This window comes from Thalassotalea marina, assembly GCF_014656435.1.
Lineage (GTDB): Bacteria > Pseudomonadota > Gammaproteobacteria > Enterobacterales > Alteromonadaceae > Thalassotalea_C > Thalassotalea_C marina.
Window position 1 is genome coordinate 161,593 of the sequence record NZ_BNCK01000001.1, and the last position, 16,931, is coordinate 178,523.

Here is a 16,931-nt window from a genome sequence, read left to right on the forward strand (position 1 = left end):
TCAAACTTAAACAAGGTGAGAGCAAACTCACCTTGTTTAATGCTATTTTTGCTTGAGTATCACAGCAACGCTAGGCAATATGTAGTGCACATGTTCATATTAAAACTTTATTAGGTTTGAATAACTTTACTGCACTTATTTGCTTTTTACTGGCTTTTGTTTCAAATACCGTAACCGCTGAAACGATTTATGTTGCTATCGCCTCGAATTTTATTAAACCTGCCAATAAGATTATTCATCAGTTTGAGCAAGAAACTGGGCACCAAGTGAAAGCCTCTTTTGGTTCATCAGGTAAACTTTATGCACAAATTAAACATGGCGCGCCGTTTTCTTTGTTTTTATCTGCTGATCAAGACAAACCAAAAAAGCTGATAAAAGAAGGCTATGCATCACAAGATGATGTAGCAACTTATGCTGTGGGGCAGTTGGTCTTGTGGTCTGCTAATCCTGCGTTTAAGGGAAAAGAGCAACAGCGTTTAGCTAATGCTCAGTTTAATAAAATAGCAGTAGCCAACCCTAAACTTGCGCCATATGGCTTAGCGGCGCAGCATTTTTTAAAAAATTATCAATTTAAACCAAGCCAAATGGTGATTGGTGAAAATATCAATCAAGCATTTCAATTTGTTGCTACAGGCAATGCCGATTTAGGTCTAATCGCCAAGTCACAATTACCCGATGGAGAAAGTGGTTGGTTGGTTCCTGATACGCTTTACCCTGCTATTCAGCAAGATATGTTACTGATTCAATCGTCTTCTCACTACCATGTCGCCAAACAATTATTTGATTATTTTAAAACACCAAACAGCCAAAATATTGTAGCGAGTTTTGGTTATAAACTGCCGGCGGAGGATTGAGTTTGTTGGCGTTAAGTGCCCATGATTGGGGAGCTATTGGACTTACTATTAAATTAGCAACCACAGTAACTGTACTCTTGATGTTAATTGGTACTCCCATTGCTTGGTGGTTGGCCAATACACAATCAAGGTTTAAAGGAGTGATAGGTGCTGTTGTAGCGCTGCCGTTAGTATTACCACCTACAGTGATTGGATTTTACGTGTTAATTGCCATGGGGCCTTCGGGCTTTATTGGACAATTGACCAATTGGTTGGGCATAGGCACCTTAGCCTTTAGTTTCTGGGGACTGGTTATTGCTTCTATGTTTTATTCTTTGCCCTTTGTTGTGCAACCTATTCAAAATGCAATGGAAGCGATTGGCCGTAGGCCACTTGAAGCAGCCGCAACTCTCAGGGCAAGCCCGCTGGATCAATTTTTTACGGTTGTCTTGCCGTTAGCCAAACCTGGGTTTATTTCTGCGATGATTCTTGGTTTTGCTCATACTGTTGGCGAATTTGGTGTTGTACTGATGATAGGTGGTAACATTCCAGGGGAAACTCAGGTGGTTAGTGTGCAAATCTACGAACATGTGGAAGCACTAGATTATGCTCAAGCACATAAGTTATCTTTTTTAATGATAGCCTTTTCTTTTGTTGTTTTATTGTCGCTATACAGCTTTCAAGGTCGTTTTTCTAACCTAGTGTTCCATCATGACAAACAAAAATAATCATAATACACCAGCGATAAAGGTGACATGTCAGCTTAACAGGGCGGGTTTTGCTTTGAACCTTGATCTTGAACTGCCAGCAAAAGGTATAACGGCTATTTTTGGCCAATCTGGTTCAGGTAAAACCACCTTGTTACGAATTATTGCTGGGTTGGAGCAAGTTGCAGGCAGTGAAGTTCATCTCGGGCATGTATGCTGGCAAAGTGGTGACAGCTTTGTACCAACTTATAAGCGGCAATTGGGTTATGTATTTCAAGAAGCCAATCTTTTTTCTCATTTAACGGCGCAGCAAAATTTAGATTATGCAATCAAGCGTGCTGATGAAAAGGTTGATGCGCAGTACATAACTCAGATCATTGATTTATTAGGTATATCGAGTATTTTATCTCAGTATCCAGCACAATTATCTGGTGGAGAGGCACAACGTGTTGCTATCGCTAGAGCTTTGTTGATTAAACCTAAATTATTATTAATGGATGAACCTCTGGCCTCGTTGGATGATGCTAAAAAGGCTGAAATTTTGCCTTACCTTGAGCGACTTCACAGCGAACTTAATATGCCTATATTGTATGTTAGTCACTCAATGCAAGAAGTCGCTCGTTTGGCTGATCATGCCGTTGTATTGCAAGATGGGAAAGTGGTTGTTGAAGGGGAGCTAACCCAGGTTTTTTCTCAATTAAATTTGCCTGAGCATATTGCCAAAGGAACAATTATTTCAGGAAAAATCACTGAGTACGATGATAAGTGGCAACTGGCAAAATTGACTTTTGTGGGCGGATATTTTTGGTTGCCAAAACAAAGTATCATCAACCCTGAAGATGTTAGAGTGCAGATCTTAGCTAAAGATGTCGCGCTGTCATTATCTTGCCCTATAGATACCAGTGTTCAGAATAAAATTTCTGCCCGGATTGTTGATATTCAAACCGCCCAAGAGCCAACAACTATACTGGTTAAATTAGCGATTGGTGAAAGTACTATTATTGCGCAAGTGACAAAAAAATCTGTTCAAATGCTCTCGTTAACTCAGGGCAAAGAAGTATGGGCGATGATCAAAACCATGGCGATTGTACGATAGTTTTGAACTTGCTGCTCATAAGTAAATATGACTAAGAGCAGCAAGTTATGGTTATTTAGATTCTGCTAAATTTAATGCTGGTTGAGCAACTGGTGTTTTTCCAATATACCAAACACTGTTTTCTTCACCATTTAATGCCCTGTGTTTTGTTTTTTGTGCGGCGACATAAAAAATAATGGCAAAAACAACAGCAACAAAATCTACAATAAGTGTTGAAGTGTCAAAAGTTGACCAAATATGCCACTGTGGCACTAATGCGGTTACAACCGTGGTCATGACAATGCCTGCACATGCAAAGCTTATTAACTGTTGCAAGTGAATTGCCGCAATTGCAGCACCTCGGCTAAAGCTATAAATAATCGTAGCAAAAAACACTAAATAGTAACACCATAGGTAACCATGGTTTATCGAGGTTCCCATGATGTATAGCCACTTATTGGCAAACAAGGTAATTGCTACCCCGGCAATTGAACCTAAACAAACAGCTACCGTTAATGCCGCCATAAATTTGCTAGAGCGTGTTTGTTGGGGAGATTTTTGTCGACGTTTTTCAAGCCACAGTAAGTTACCCGTATAAAACAAAAATGCTCCCATTAAACCGAGTAGAAAATAAATCCAACGGCCTGTGTTTCCAGCATAATTGCCAAAATGTAAGGCAAAAAATGATTTCACTATGGTGTTGTAGCTATTTTCCCCTGGCGGCATGATAGAAGTGTATGCAATGTCCATGGTAAATGCGTGAATATAAATAAAATCACTAAAGCCACCGCGCATCAGTTGGTTGTCAGTAACAACTTCTAAAGCAGCAGTAGGGGCGTCAGAGGTTAATCTTGAAAATTCGATCGATTTAAGTTGATAACCTGGTGCAAGTTCCGCGACTTTTTCACGATAGGTGTCAATCGAAGGCAGTTGTTCAATGTTATAAATTTGCTTATTGCTTTCTGCAGGATCTTCGGCAAATAAAGGCTTATCACCGTAAATAGCTTGCAAGCCATCATACAGTGGGTGGTGGAATGCAAAAATGACCACGCTCCATGCGATGATAAAATGAAACGGTAAACTTAATACCCCTACTAAGTTATGTGAGTCGAGCCAAAAACGACTTGCACCTTTGTTTGTTCGCAAAGCAAATAAGGTTTTTACTAAAGTGGGCAGTAAAAAGATCACGCCAGAGACAATAGCAATAAAATATAGCGCTGCGGCAATCCCTAGAATTTGCACACCAAGGTCTTCGTCACCAAGTTTGCCTGCTATGCCCGCCGTTCTATGCAGCTGATCAATCAAAGTGCCTAATTCACTACGCGGAGTTGTTTGTAACTGCAGTTGGTCATTTTTATCAAGCGTGGCATGAGTTAATGTATTACCCAGATTGATACCACGACTGCCACCTTGTTCATACCAAGTGATAGGAGATTGGTCTTGCTCGAAATTGACCGTCAAGCTTCGTTTGGCTTTATCGGAATATGCATACGCTTGTTGAATTAATGCATCATAACGTTGCGGCTCAATTTGCGTTAGTTGATGTGTTGGTGGTGTAGCCCATGCCTCAATAGCAGGTTTAAACATGGTTAACGAGCCTGCATAAAAACCAATAAATAACACCAAACCCGCACAAATACCTGTCCACGTGTGTAGTGTTTGATAGGTTCTTAAAATATCACTTCTTACTTTCATGCCCATGTCCTTAAAGCAAAGAAAACTGCATAGCCAACCATGTTGGCGATCAATAAATATTTAAAAGCTTGCCCAGCGGTTTTGAACAGGTAAACAAAAGGCAGGCAGAGTAACCAAATTAAACCCACTAACCACATGTTTAATTGTACTTTTACTGGAGCATCGATTCCCCCAGGGCCATACCAAGCAAAGATGGCGATAATTGAATAGGCGAATGACAAACCCAGAACAACACCAATCAAAGTTTTACGCCACCAATGGGGTTGAATTTTCTGTTCAGCGGTTAATCGGCTCATGATTTTGCTCCAGCATTTTTAAATAGGGTAAAGAAAGGAATAGCGATAAAAATTAGCATTAAAGTCATAAGCCAGATAAAAACTGCTGAAATAGGGGATTGTATTTGTTGCCATGCAATTAAGGCCAAAATCACGTTGGTATATGCAAGAACCTTCATTTTTTGGGGTAGAGGGCGGGCAAATATACGTTGATTTTTATGACATAGATAAAAGGTTAGCACACCACAAATTGAGGTTATCAGCGCAATTATTTGAAACATCAAAACAGTTAGTCCTTTTGTAAATTTGTTTGTAATTGCTAAGTGATTGCATCAAAAATTACCTTCGATAGCGCAATAGCTAATTTTAACTTCTTGATATCAATCATATAGGTAGATAATGGAAAGGCGAATAATAACAATTATCAATAAATTGCGCATGCTTTTTATCGAGGGACTTACATAGATAAAGAGGCGGCTTGTCTGTAATGATGGCGATTTTACGCTAGTCAAAATATTTACTAGTAAAATATATTATATTTAGGATGTTATATGGTGTGTGAGTGCAAACATACTGTGGTGTAGTAAATCCATGAACTCAAGGTTTTAAAGGCTTGTTGATCGTTGAAAGTTGTAACAAAATGAAAAAGCCAGTCACAATGGACTGGCTTTTTGAATGCGAGATGTGTTCGTTAATTAACCGACGTTAGATTCCATGGTCATTAACGATGCGTTACCACCTGCGGCTGTTGTATCAATAGTTACTGTTTTTTCAGTGACCATGCGATGGAACAAACCTTTATTCGAGTACGCAGTGATTAGCGGTAAAATGGCACCCTTGCGTGCAGCGATAGTTTCACCCACTAATTGCTTAAACGGACTTGAATTATCAACAATAGCACCTGCCAATGAAGCATGTTCAAGAACGCTTGGTAAGTGACCAAGTTTAACCGCTTGGAATACACCGTGTGGTAAACCAGCTTCTGCTAACAATCCTGCAATTGCTTGTGCTTCAGCGTAGTATTCATTATCAACAATTGCGATAACACTGTTACCAGCTGCTAATGCCGAAATTACTGAGATTAACCAGAAATTAAATGGTGTATCTTTACAGCGTAATGCCGCTAATGTGCCACGTGATTCTAAATACAAGGTATTTGATTCACCTGTAGGGCCAGGTAATACTTTCGCCTTACTTAACACTTTTTCAATGAATAACAATTGCTCACGAGCTGCAGTTAATGTTTCAGAAACATTGGTTTCCTGAGTTAAAACTACTTTGTTTGAAGCAATTTTTGCCAATAACTGACGTAAGATTGAAATCTTATTGTTAACAGGAACAAAGCCCCATTCAACTTCGATTTGCTTAGCAGCAGTTAATTGCGTGTTTACTGCACTAACAGCCGTTGCACATTGAGTTACTTCAGCTTCAAAAGCAGCTTTAGTCTCTGCAGTCATCTCAACATTTGCTGTCGTGGTTTTTTCTTTCACTAAGCGAGTTAAGTACATTGGGCCACCGGCTTTAGGGCCTGTACCAGATAAACCGCGACCACCAAATGGTTGTACACCAACAACAGCGCCGATCATATTACGGTTAACATAAACGTTACCCGCGCGTGAGCGTGCCGCTAAGTATTGAGCTTTTTCTTCAATACGTGTGTGAATACCCATGGTTAGACCAAAACCTGTGCCATTGATTTGATCAATTACATTTTCAAGTTGAGACGCCTTGTAGCGAATAACGTGAACACATGGACCAAATACTTCTTTCTCAAGTACTGATAAATCTTTGATTTCGTATAAACGAGGAACAAAGAAGTTGTGTTCATCTTCACCAATGCCTTCAGCTAATTCAGGTGCTTTACAAGCATAGTGTAATGTACCGCGAGATTTTAAGTAATCAACGTGTTCGTTAAGTGCATTTAACGCTTTTTTATCGATTACTGGACCAACGTCTGTTGTTAAAAATGCTGGGTCACCAATATGTAGTTCCTGCATAGCACCTTTGATCATGTTGATGATCTTGTCAGCTACTTCTTCTTGCAAGAATAAAACACGTAGTGCAGAACAGCGTTGACCAGCACTTTGGAAGCCTGAAGATACAACGTCATCAACCACTTGCTCTGGTAAGGCAGTTGAGTCAACTACCATACAGTTTTGGCCACCAGTTTCAGCAATAAGTGGCACTGGGTCGCCAGAACGCTCTGCTAGTTTTTGTGAGATCCAGCTACCTGTTTCAGTTGAACCAGTAAACATGATCGCTTGTACACGCTCATCAGGTACTATGGTTTGACCTACTTTGCTACCACGCGCAATGACTGGAATAACAACATCTTCAGGTAAACCTGATTCAATCATTAATTCAATAGTGCGAAGAGCAACTAAGCTGGTTTGCTCAGCAGGTTTTGCAACAACAGTATTACCTACAACAATAGCAGCAGATACTTGGCCTAAGAAAATAGCTAATGGGAAGTTCCACGGGCTGATACATAACACAACACCACGTGATGTTAAGTTATCGTCAGCTAATAACTCTTTTGCTCTTGCTGCGTAGTAACGACAAAAATCTACTGCTTCACGGACTTCTGCTACACCATCAGGTACAGTTTTACCCGCTTCTTTAGTACACATAGCAATTAATTCATCGCGATGTGCTTCTAGAGCGTCAGCAGTTTTTAATAAGATCTCAGCGCGAGCTTCAACAGATGTTGTTGACCAAGAGTCAAATGCTTTGTGAGCGCGCTCAACAATAGCTTGCATCTCTTGTTCATCAGCATGTTTGATGTAACCAATAACTTCTTTGTTGTTAGCAGGGTTAGTTACCGCTTCGCCACCTTCAATTGGTGTTGCTTGTTTGGCTTTTTCAACCCAAGCGTTAAGGTTATCACGCATTTCGCTAACGTCATCAACGTCAGTTAAATCGATACCTTTAGAGTTTAAACGGCCAACACCATGCTCTTCTTGATAGATATCAAGAGACTGAGGAATTTGTGGGTTGTACTTGTCTTGCCAGCTACGAACGGTTTCAACCGGATCTGCTAATAGCGACTCAACAGGAATATTGTCATCAACAATATTATTTACAAATGATGAGTTAGCACCGTTTTCTAATAAACGACGTACTAAATAGGCTAATAGATCTGAGTGTTCACCTACTGGTGCATAAACGCGACAAGGTACTTTCTTGCCATTTACCACTTGATCGTATAAAGACTCACCCATGCCGTGAAGGCGCTGGAATTCATAACCTGCGTCACCTTCGGCCATCTCAAGGATAGTGGCAACAGTATAAGCATTATGTGTCGCAAATTGTGGATAAATAGTGTCGCGATACTCTAATAACTTCTTCGCACACGCTTGGTACGATACATCAGTAGAAGGCTTGCGAGAAAACACTGGGAAGTCATTGTAACCTTCTGCCTGTGCTTCTTTAATTTCGCTATCCCAGTAGGCGCCTTTTACTAAGCGCACCATCATTTGACGGCCCACTTTTTGTGTTAACTGACGTACCCATTCAATGACGTGAATACCACGCTTTTGGTAAGCCTGTACTGCGATACCAAAACCGTTCCAACCGTCTAAATCTTTGTCAGCAAATACCGCTTCTATGATATCTAATGAGATATCTAAGCGGTCGGCTTCTTCTGCGTCAACCGTAAAACCAATGTCGTAAGCCTTGGCAGCAAGTGCTAGCTTTTTAAGGCGAGGAATTAATTCTTCGATTACGCGGTCGCGATGCGAAAATTCATAACGAGGGTGAATCGCTGATAATTTAATTGAAATACCAGGGCTTTTTTGTGGACCTTTGCCTTTGGCGGCATAACCGATAGCATCAATCGCTTTCATGTAGGCGTCAAAATAACGGTCAGCATCTTTCATGGTGCGTGCACCTTCACCTAACATATCGTATGAATAGGTATAGCCTTTAGCTTCGGTATCTATAGCACGCTTGATAGCGCCTTCGATGGTGTGGCCCATAACAAACTGTGTGCCCATGATTTTCATGGCATAACGCACAGCTTTGCGAATTACTGGTTCACCTAAGCGACCTACGGTTTTTTTCAATAAACCAAATTGTGCTTTTTTCTTTTCGTCTGAGTAATTGACTAACTTACCAGTAAGCAATAGACCCCAAGAAGAAGCATTAACAAATAAAGAGTCAGAGTTACCAATGTGTGAACTCCAATCACCATCCGCTAATTTATCGCGGATTAGGCTATCAGCAGTTGATTTGTCTGGTACACGCAATAAGGCTTCAGCCAAACACATCAATACCACACCTTCTTCTGTTGAAAGTGAAAACTCATTTAATAGGGCATCTACACCGCCTTTACCCACTTGGTCTTTACGGATATTAACCACAAGTTGGCGAGCATATTCCCACGCGCGAGATTTAGCATCAACGCTAATTTCTGCAATAGGCAATAAGTTAGCTAATACGTCATTTTCATTTGCACGATAGTTGTCGCGAATCGTTTGACGAATGCTACTGTCAGTTTTTAACGAACCATTAAAAAGCATAGGAACACCTACATTAACATTAATAATTTTTAGGGGCGCATTTTAGCCAACAGACAACAGAATGTGTTTGCGTATTTTCAGTAATTACAGAATAATCTATGGCATAAATTTAAAAATGACATAAAAGATACTGTTGATATGAGTAATGTTAAAACACGCACCCTAGATCGTATTGATTTAACTATTTTAGACACTTTGCAAAAAGATGGTCGAATTTCGAACAGTGAATTGGCAAAAAAAGTTAATTTAAGTGCTAGCCCTTGTTTAGAACGAGTAAGGAAACTCGAAGCTGACGGTTACATAGAGCGCTATGGTGCATTTTTAAACGGTAATAAGCTTAACTACGGGCTTAATGCTTTTTTACAAGTAACCCTTGATCGCACTAAAGCGGAAGTGTTTGAGAACTTCAAAAGAGAAGTGGTAAAAATCAAAGAAGTAGCAGAATGTCATATGGTGGCCGGTGGTTTTGATTATTTGTTGAAGTTACGTTACCAAAACATGGAGGCTTATCGAGATTTGCTTGGGGTAATTGTTGAACTGCCTGGTGTATCACAAACACATACCTATGTAGTGATGGAACATGTAAAACGTGACCTTGGTGTGCCTATTGATGTCAAAGCCAAATAAATTGGCGCATTTGTAGACCAAGTGACAAAAATCTACGCTCTTCTACACTGGCGTTTTTAAGCGCCAGTCGATATAGTAAACGCTTCATCAACGAAGGTTGGTGCTATCACTTATTATAATGATAAATAGTCCTAAGAGAATCTTATGAAATTTTTACGTTTAACCTCAGCAAGTCTTTTGTCGCTTGCCGTGCTTGCTGGTTGTGGTCAGCAAGAAACAAAAACAGCAGAAACTGCTGTTTACCAACCAGAACAAGTTAATGCTGAGCGCATTAAAGCGCATGTTGAGTTTTTAGCTGATGACACACTGATGGGTCGTGATACTGGCAGTGAAGGCTATCAAATTGCAGCAAACTATGTGATTTCTAATTTCAAGCAGTTAGGTTTATCACCTCAAGGTGATCACGGTAGTTATCAACAACAAGTTACTTTTCGTCGTACCTTTTTAGAAGAAGGCTCGGCAACGTTAAAAGTTGAAACAGCAAATGGCCCAGTTGAACTTAAATTTCAGGACGAATTTATTACATCTGGCTCTGCACTTGAAAACGAATCTTTTGTTAAAGCAGAGTTAGTATTTGTTGGTTATGGAGTGGTAGCGCCAGACTTTGGTTATAACGACTATGCTGACATTGATGTTGATGGCAAAATCGTGGTTGTTTTAACAGGGCGTCCAGATGATTTACCATCAGAAGAAGGTGCACATATTGGTTCTGGCAGCGAGAAGATGCGTCATGCCGTAGATAATGGCGCTGTTGGTCTTATTACCCTGCATACACCAAAACGTGACGAAGTACGTCCTTTTAGTGTTACTGCTAAATATGCAAGTTCACCTCGTATGAGTTGGTTAGGTAAAGATGGCAAGCCTAATGGTACATATCCACAAATTAAGGGAAGTGCCTACATCAGTGATAAAGCGGCTGCACCATTGTTTGAAGGTGCTGAGTTATCATTAGAGCAAGTGTTTGCTAAAGACACTAATAAAGAAAAAATTAAAGGTTTCCCTTTAAAAACAACGGTTGAAATTGCAAAGAAATCTCGTCATGAAGAGATCACAAGTCCAAACGTTGTGGCAACGTTAGAAGGTAGTGACCCTGAGCTTAAAAATGAGTATGTTGTTTTCAGCGCGCATTTAGACCATATTGGTGTTAATTCACATCATGGTGACCATGAAGAAGGTGAAGAAGTTGATAACATCAATAACGGCGCGCTTGATAACGCATCGGGTGTATCAATTTTATTAGAAACAGCACGTTTGTTAACGTCACAACCTGCGCCAAAACGTTCAGTACTTTTTGTTGTGGTAACAGGTGAAGAAAAAGGCTTGTTAGGCTCGTCTTACTACGCACAAAACCCAACGGTACCTGCAATGCAGATGGTGGCGAATGTTAACTTAGATATGCCATTAATTTTGTACCCGTTTGCTGATGTAATTGCCTTTGGTTCAACGCATTCTAGTTTAGGCCCAATTGTAGAATCAGCTGCTAAGAAAATCGATATCAGCTTAAGCCCTGATCCTATGCCAGAACAAGCACTGTTTACACGCAGTGACCACTACAGCTTTGTAAAAGAGGGCATTCCTTCTGTATTTTTAATGACAGGCTTTAAATCAAAAGATCCAAACATTGACGGTGGCGAAATGTTCCGCGACTTTTTGAAAAATCACTATCATCAACATAGTGATCAAATTGACCTGCCTATCCGCTGGGATGCAGCGGCAAGTTTTGCAGAAGTTAATATGATGATTGGCCTTGAAATCGCAAACGGCGCAGAACGCCCAACGTGGAATAAAGGTGATTTCTTCGGTAAAACATTTGCACAATAAGTAGTGTAAACCATACAAACTAAGTAGTTTGATGGTTTTTATTCACTAATTTGAAACGCGACCTTGTGGTCGCGTTTTTGTTTGTATAACCTTGGATAGTGAATACCCTAGGGTATTCCCAATAGTATTAATCGACCACAGAGACGTGAACTATGAATGCACATGAATATGCGTTGCAAGCCAATGGATCTTTTGCTCTACCAGATGCCTGCTTTAAAATTAAATCACTGATGGAAGATGAAAACTCATCCATTGAAGATTTTGCCAATGTGATCAGTGTTGATCCATCGATGACATCTCGGTTGTTGCAAATTGCCAATAGTGCTATTTACAGTTTTCCTGGCGAGATTAGTACCATTTCACGAGCGATAACTATCATAGGCACACAATCCATTTATAACATGATGCTAGTGGATGTGGCTGCGACGGCGTTTAAGCATTTCTCGAATCAGGCTATTGATCTAAAACGATTTTGGCGGATGAGTGTTTTTACTGGTTTAGCAGCGAAAAATTTGTCAATAAAGGCAGGGATTCGTGATATCGAACGTTTGTTTGTTGCTGGCTTATTGCAAGACTTTGGCGAGTTAATTGTGGCAAAAATCAGCCCTGATTTAGCCAAACAGTGTGAACAGTACAGTGCTGAAACGCTACCTTGGACATTGCAACAAAATACCTTAGGTTTTACCTATACTGATGTGTCGGCAGAATTATTAAAAATTTGGCAAATCCCAGAAAAAATAATTTTGCCTATTCGCCACTATAACGATGCACACAACATTCAAATTAACAAAGACGTTAAAGTATTGTATTTGGCTTCCAGACTTTCTTTGGTGGATTCTCACCCGGAGCGATTTGAGTATGACGATACGGTTGATGAGTCAATGTGTAAAAGCTTAGCGATATCTAGTGATGATTTGGCGTTAGCAGCAGATTATGCCAGCCAAGAAGCTGAACATATTCTGAGTATTATGGATGCCAAAACATTTTCACGATAGCACTTTGAGCAAGAGTAAATTCCAATATATAGCCTTATTAAACTTCACAACGTGATCAATGAGCATGGTCAGGTTTATAGAAAATGGACTATTCCAGCAGCTTACACTAGGAACAATGTTGAACGTGTTATAGAAGCACCTGAAATTTATTGTCAGGCATTAGAAAAGTATCTTGAATGGTACGTCAAACAACCAATACCTGATGAATACAGGCACAACCGAAATACGCATCTAGGCATTAACGAAGAAGCACCAGTGTTATTAAATGATAGGCTTTATAAATTTGCAATGAGTGAACGCAAAGTTAAAGACGGTATTAATAAGCAGCCTACCAATTTAAGAACAAAAGTTAATAAACTTTTAGCTAAGGCTAGTTTAGATTGGACTACACCTAAAACGTTCTATGACAGCCTCATTGTTAATCTGGCGCGTAATAATGCAGATATAGGACAAATAGTCGATGCGTTTGGCTTGAGTTCTCGACAAGTTGTTTTAGATAAAGTAAACGGAAGTCTACTTGGATTAAGTGACGCTATTAACCAAGTGTATTCAAGAATCAAAGTCACAGGACACTAAATTAATATGGAAGAATTGAAAGTACTACAACCCTATTTATGGAGTTTTGCCTGTCTATTATTTGGTTATCTTTTGGGTAACAGGTTCGCTTTAAATAGAGATAAGCGCAAGGAATACAATGACGCGGTAATACCTTTAAGGGAACGTCTGATTACTAGTGCATTTGTTAATAAAAACATTATTGATAATTTAAAAATTAAATTAGGTGATAAAGCTAACAAAATAGTAGGTGCATACGAAAACGAATATTTGCCAGCATGGAAATTGCGTACAGATAATGGTGGATATGATGATAGAGGAAACGTGCAACCTCCAATTGACGAAAACGTTATTAACGGCAACATTGAAAAGCAAAAACAAGCTAAAGAAAACCTCCTTAACTTATGTAAGTTAAGGTGATTTTTGAAAACATCGAATTTAAGTCGCAAGGTATAAAATGACACACAGCAAAACCAAAACAAGCCTATATAGGCGGGGTTATGTTACTTGGCTCATTAGTACAGGGGTTAACACTGTACCTGCAATTAAAGAAGCCACAGGTATGCCACGAAGAACTGCACAAGATACTTTAGCCGCAATACCAGAGCGTCTATTGTCCTTGAAAACAAAGGTGGTTAATACGCAGTTGTTGAATGGGGAATGCTAAATAAAATTGGTTAAAAAACAACCGGTGGTACGTCAAAGCCGTGCTTTTATATCCCTAGATTAAATGAATATTGGATTACAAACTATGGCTTTAAGTGAAAAGAGATTGACTGCTAGACATTCTGCTTTAACAGATGCAGCGGCAATGATTGCAAGTCATGATGCTGGTACTTTGGAGAGTGATCCTGAGTTTTATAAGATGTTAATGGAAGAACGCAGAAAAGTAGCTGTTTTTCTCGAAAATAAAGCTAAAAAGCTTGTTGGAAATCGAAAGCTTTTAGACTTTGAATGCGATTAATTAATCATATTGGAATGCAAGGAAATAACTTGAATGCGACTTTCCCATAAAAAAAAACTAAGCAATAAAAATTCCTATTTTGAACGGAGATTTAAGTTCAAAAATTGTCATTTACTTATTTTTAAGTCTGACGGGAGTACTGAATATAAATTTGTTAATTTTGAACTCAAATCACATCGAGTCAATATAAATGAGAAAGTTGAGGAAGTTGTTTGCGCCTCAGAAATTTCACCAGATTTAATTATAGCTGCTTTGTCGGCTGCAACTGGTCTGGGCAGTTTTGTATATGCAAAACGTTCTTTTGATAAATCAGAAAGATGTAAATTTAGAAGCCCGACACGCAAAACACTCTGTAATAGTTTAATAGTTCACCATGAGGTGGTCCAAGTTGATGAAAAGTCATGCTTGATTAGAGTTTGTAAAAAAAACCATAAGACTATATCTAAAATTTCCAACTCAAAAATAGAGCAACAAGTTAAAATCAAATGATATTTAGTATAAAAATATATGGCGTTGGAATACAGAAGTTTTTGAAAAACGAAATGGTGACAAAGACCATTGCAGCAAAGGAAAGAGGTTAAAATGTTGATTGCAAAAATAGAAAAAATACTCGAAAAGGTTAACTCCAGTCAAATCGCTATTTTTGCAGTTCTTTTCATTACATTTGTTACGGGAGTAATAGCGGTTAAGAATGAATATTACTCTGACTCAAATTGGTTTGAAGGCACCTGGCAACTAGATCCGAACAGGTCATATCAAAGCATCAATGATGAGCTCAAAACGCAAATTAGTGAAATGGAACTTAAACGAGAATATCTTGAACCTTTCTTTGAAGGGCATCCTGAATCCTCTAAATTGGTAAAAGGGCTATTAGTCTATAAAGGTAACGCTCAAAAAAGGTGGGAACTCTTTTTTGATAATATTTCGTTAACAGTAAATTTCGGAAATAGTTACGGTTTTTTTGAGACCAATTTACCACCAATAGAGAGGACAACTGTTAACTCGTCTATCCACTCGCTTTCCTATCGAAATAAAATGTTCGATTTTGATATTGAACGCATTGTTCGGAATAATAATGAAGAATTGATCTTAAAACCCTTACGCCAAAGACAGATTAAGACAGTCAATTCGGATGGTAAATTAATAGAGCAAGAGAGAGCTTTTCAAAACTCGATCGCCTTTAAAAGCGGGGAATATTTAATAATCGACATGCCGCTTTTCAGTTTTTCCGAGGTAAGAGGCACAAATGCGAGCAATAAGGTAATAAGAGGGGCGCTTTATTTTCGTAAAATTGAGTGATTGGAATGCACAAAATTAAAAAATTTCGCGACATTTGCTGCAACATTTAAAGGGCATTAATTTATAAATGGAAAATCAATCGAATAGGTTTTACATCATTCTTTGCATCATGCTTGTACTTTCTGGCTATCTCATTGCTCAAATGACAAATATTGGGGAAGCGTGGAATAAGAATTTTGACGTTAGCGACTATCTAACACTTTTAGTTGCTGCTATAACCTTCTGTTTTGCCTACCTAGGAGTAAAGCATAACAGCGATCAACGCACTCTTTCTGTAATGCCTTATGTAGAAAAAACAAGTATGGGTGATCAAATACAGGGTAAATGTGGATTACTTATAAAGAATTATGGAATGGCTCCTGCCATTAATATGAAACACACGATGTCACTTGATGGCAAGCCGTGCAACCTAATAACTTTTGATGAAATGCACAGAGAAATATTTAACGAGGACGTAGATATTCATACACATAGAGCTTGAATTGTAGCGTTATCTCCTAATGAGTCAGGGTACTTAATAGAGTTTTCGGTATCTAGTAGGAATGAAAGTAAATACATCAAAGCAAAAGGCTTTTTACAACGTATTACCATTATTACGGAATATGAGTCTATTTTAGGCCAAAAATTTACTAAAGAGTTTAAATATTAATATTGGAATAACGTTATGTGGGCGATTATTAGTACAAGTAAGAACTTAAAATTTTTTGATCTAAAAGGCACTACAGCAAAAGAAATAGAAGGTCTCAGCTATTTTGTAAAGCACAAAGGGCATGTACCAGAAATTCTGTTTGAACATAATTTTGCTGTAACAACGCTAATTGAACACGGAGTGCCTTTATTTATCAATAAAGCCGATGCAAAAAGCGAGGCAGTGGCTTTGAATTTAACGGGGTTTAAGTACTTAAAATTAACCCCTACTATCATTAAGTTTTAGTGATTGGAAAAAAGGGCTCAGTGGGTGGCAGTAGATAAAAGAATCAAAAAGCATGGGTTTAGTTTTATAGAAGCAACTGGACTAATGGTAGGATTAGTAATTCTTTGGTTTGTTTCTTTTTTGTTTTTTGTTTGCTTGTATCTTTCACACTCTATGTTTTCAACGGAGTCTGGCTCTTCATTATTTCAAAGAGCCGGTGGGTTGGTTGTTGTGCTAGCGGTATTTATTGAGTACGGAGTATTGAATTTGATTAACCGCTGGCTTGATAAGAACAACAATTGTGCTTCAGGTAAGACGTACCGAAAAGTATCTTTTGTAATGCATGCAAGATTGTCATGTAAGATGGCAATTTTTATTACAGTGATTGCTGGAACTATTATATGGGCATATGGCGATCTTGTTTATTTAAAGTATTTTTAATCTTGGAAAACGGGAGTATGTAACTTTGTTACTCAAAATAAGCTCCATTTTGGAGCTTATTTTCGTTTCAGTATGACATTTTATTTTCCTACTTAGACTTTTTCTGTCCAATATTAGTATTTGCAGAATCAGTTAGTATGAATCTTCATTGCCCTCCTACAGTAATAATGTTTATAGCTTGGTAGTGACAAATAGAAGACTTTTGCATAAA

General features: G+C 38.7%; 19 protein-coding genes. 15 read left to right on the forward strand and 4 right to left on the reverse strand.

What is annotated here, in order from left to right; all coding sequences use genetic code 11:
* The first annotated feature begins 116 nt into the window (after positions 1-116).
* The 3 genes from modA to modC are packed head-to-tail and all read left to right on the forward strand — an operon-like array spanning position 117 to position 2,636.
* Positions 117-854: a molybdate ABC transporter substrate-binding protein gene (modA, locus tag IE199_RS00660; RefSeq protein ID WP_189766791.1), complete on the forward strand. Its 738-nt coding sequence runs from the start codon at positions 117-119 to the stop codon at positions 852-854.
* A gap of 2 nt (positions 855-856) precedes the next feature.
* Positions 857-1,561: a molybdate ABC transporter permease subunit gene (gene modB, locus IE199_RS00665; RefSeq protein ID WP_444545945.1), complete on the forward strand. Its 705-nt coding sequence runs from the start codon at positions 857-859 to the stop codon at positions 1,559-1,561.
* Positions 1,545-2,636: a molybdenum ABC transporter ATP-binding protein gene (modC, locus tag IE199_RS00670; RefSeq protein ID WP_189766793.1), complete on the forward strand. Its 1,092-nt coding sequence runs from the start codon at positions 1,545-1,547 to the stop codon at positions 2,634-2,636. The genes modB and modC overlap by 17 nt, the downstream gene beginning before the upstream one ends.
* A 51-nt stretch (positions 2,637-2,687) precedes the next feature.
* Here modC and IE199_RS00675 read toward each other — a convergent pair whose 3' ends face one another.
* The 4 genes from IE199_RS00675 to putA form a co-directional block, all read right to left on the reverse strand.
* On the reverse strand, positions 2,688-4,310 hold the full coding sequence (locus IE199_RS00675; RefSeq protein WP_189766794.1) for a PepSY-associated TM helix domain-containing protein: 1,623 nt from the start codon (positions 4,308-4,310) through the stop codon (positions 2,688-2,690).
* Positions 4,307-4,606 carry a hypothetical protein gene (locus IE199_RS00680; protein WP_189766795.1) on the reverse strand — a complete coding sequence of 100 codons (300 nt, stop codon included), beginning with the start codon at positions 4,604-4,606 and terminating at the stop codon, positions 4,307-4,309. Before IE199_RS00680 ends, IE199_RS00675 begins: the two co-directional genes overlap by 4 nt.
* Complete coding sequence (locus IE199_RS00685; protein WP_189766796.1) at positions 4,603-4,866, reverse strand: hypothetical protein; 264 nt, start codon at positions 4,864-4,866, stop codon at positions 4,603-4,605. The genes IE199_RS00680 and IE199_RS00685 overlap by 4 nt, the downstream gene beginning before the upstream one ends.
* A gap of 414 nt (positions 4,867-5,280) precedes the next feature.
* On the reverse strand, positions 5,281-9,105 hold the full coding sequence (putA, locus tag IE199_RS00690; protein ID WP_189766797.1) for a bifunctional proline dehydrogenase/L-glutamate gamma-semialdehyde dehydrogenase PutA: 3,825 nt from the start codon (positions 9,103-9,105) through the stop codon (positions 5,281-5,283).
* Between the two features lie 138 nt (positions 9,106-9,243).
* On the opposite strand from putA, the gene IE199_RS00695 reads away from it, so the two are divergent.
* The 12 genes from IE199_RS00695 (at position 9,244) to IE199_RS00750 (ending at position 16,720) form a co-directional block, all read left to right on the forward strand.
* Complete coding sequence (locus IE199_RS00695) at positions 9,244-9,732, forward strand: Lrp/AsnC ligand binding domain-containing protein (protein ID WP_189766798.1); 489 nt, start codon at positions 9,244-9,246, stop codon at positions 9,730-9,732.
* Positions 9,733-9,876: 144 nt separating this feature from the next.
* Entirely contained in the window at positions 9,877-11,553 is a 1,677-nt protein-coding gene (locus tag IE199_RS00700) for a M28 family metallopeptidase (RefSeq protein WP_189766799.1), read from the forward strand.
* Between the two features lie 152 nt (positions 11,554-11,705).
* Positions 11,706-12,548, forward strand: coding sequence for an HDOD domain-containing protein (locus tag IE199_RS00705; protein WP_189766800.1), 843 nt, complete (start codon positions 11,706-11,708; stop codon positions 12,546-12,548).
* A gap of 51 nt (positions 12,549-12,599) precedes the next feature.
* Entirely contained in the window at positions 12,600-13,124 is a 525-nt protein-coding gene (locus IE199_RS00710) for a hypothetical protein (RefSeq protein WP_189766801.1), read from the forward strand.
* A 6-nt stretch (positions 13,125-13,130) separates the two neighbouring features.
* Positions 13,131-13,523 (forward strand): hypothetical protein, encoded by a 393-nt coding sequence (locus IE199_RS00715; RefSeq protein WP_189766802.1) that lies wholly within the window; start codon positions 13,131-13,133, stop codon positions 13,521-13,523.
* A gap of 37 nt (positions 13,524-13,560) precedes the next feature.
* Positions 13,561-13,770, forward strand: a complete 210-nt coding sequence (locus IE199_RS00720; protein ID WP_189766803.1) for a helix-turn-helix domain-containing protein — start codon at positions 13,561-13,563, stop codon at positions 13,768-13,770.
* Between the two features lie 84 nt (positions 13,771-13,854).
* Positions 13,855-14,067 (forward strand): hypothetical protein, encoded by a 213-nt coding sequence (locus tag IE199_RS00725; protein ID WP_189766804.1) that lies wholly within the window; start codon positions 13,855-13,857, stop codon positions 14,065-14,067.
* Positions 14,068-14,100: 33 nt separating this feature from the next.
* Positions 14,101-14,556: a hypothetical protein gene (locus tag IE199_RS00730; RefSeq protein ID WP_189766805.1), complete on the forward strand. Its 456-nt coding sequence runs from the start codon at positions 14,101-14,103 to the stop codon at positions 14,554-14,556.
* Positions 14,557-14,649: 93 nt separating this feature from the next.
* On the forward strand, positions 14,650-15,366 hold the full coding sequence (locus tag IE199_RS00735) for a hypothetical protein (RefSeq protein ID WP_189766806.1): 717 nt from the start codon (positions 14,650-14,652) through the stop codon (positions 15,364-15,366).
* A gap of 67 nt (positions 15,367-15,433) precedes the next feature.
* Positions 15,434-15,847, forward strand: a complete 414-nt coding sequence (locus tag IE199_RS00740) for a hypothetical protein (RefSeq protein ID WP_189766807.1) — start codon at positions 15,434-15,436, stop codon at positions 15,845-15,847.
* 183 nt (positions 15,848-16,030) lie between these two features.
* Positions 16,031-16,300, forward strand: coding sequence for a hypothetical protein (locus tag IE199_RS00745; protein WP_189766808.1), 270 nt, complete (start codon positions 16,031-16,033; stop codon positions 16,298-16,300).
* Positions 16,301-16,324: 24 nt separating this feature from the next.
* On the forward strand, positions 16,325-16,720 hold the full coding sequence (locus IE199_RS00750) for a hypothetical protein (RefSeq protein ID WP_189766809.1): 396 nt from the start codon (positions 16,325-16,327) through the stop codon (positions 16,718-16,720).
* Positions 16,721-16,931: the final 211 nt, after the last annotated feature.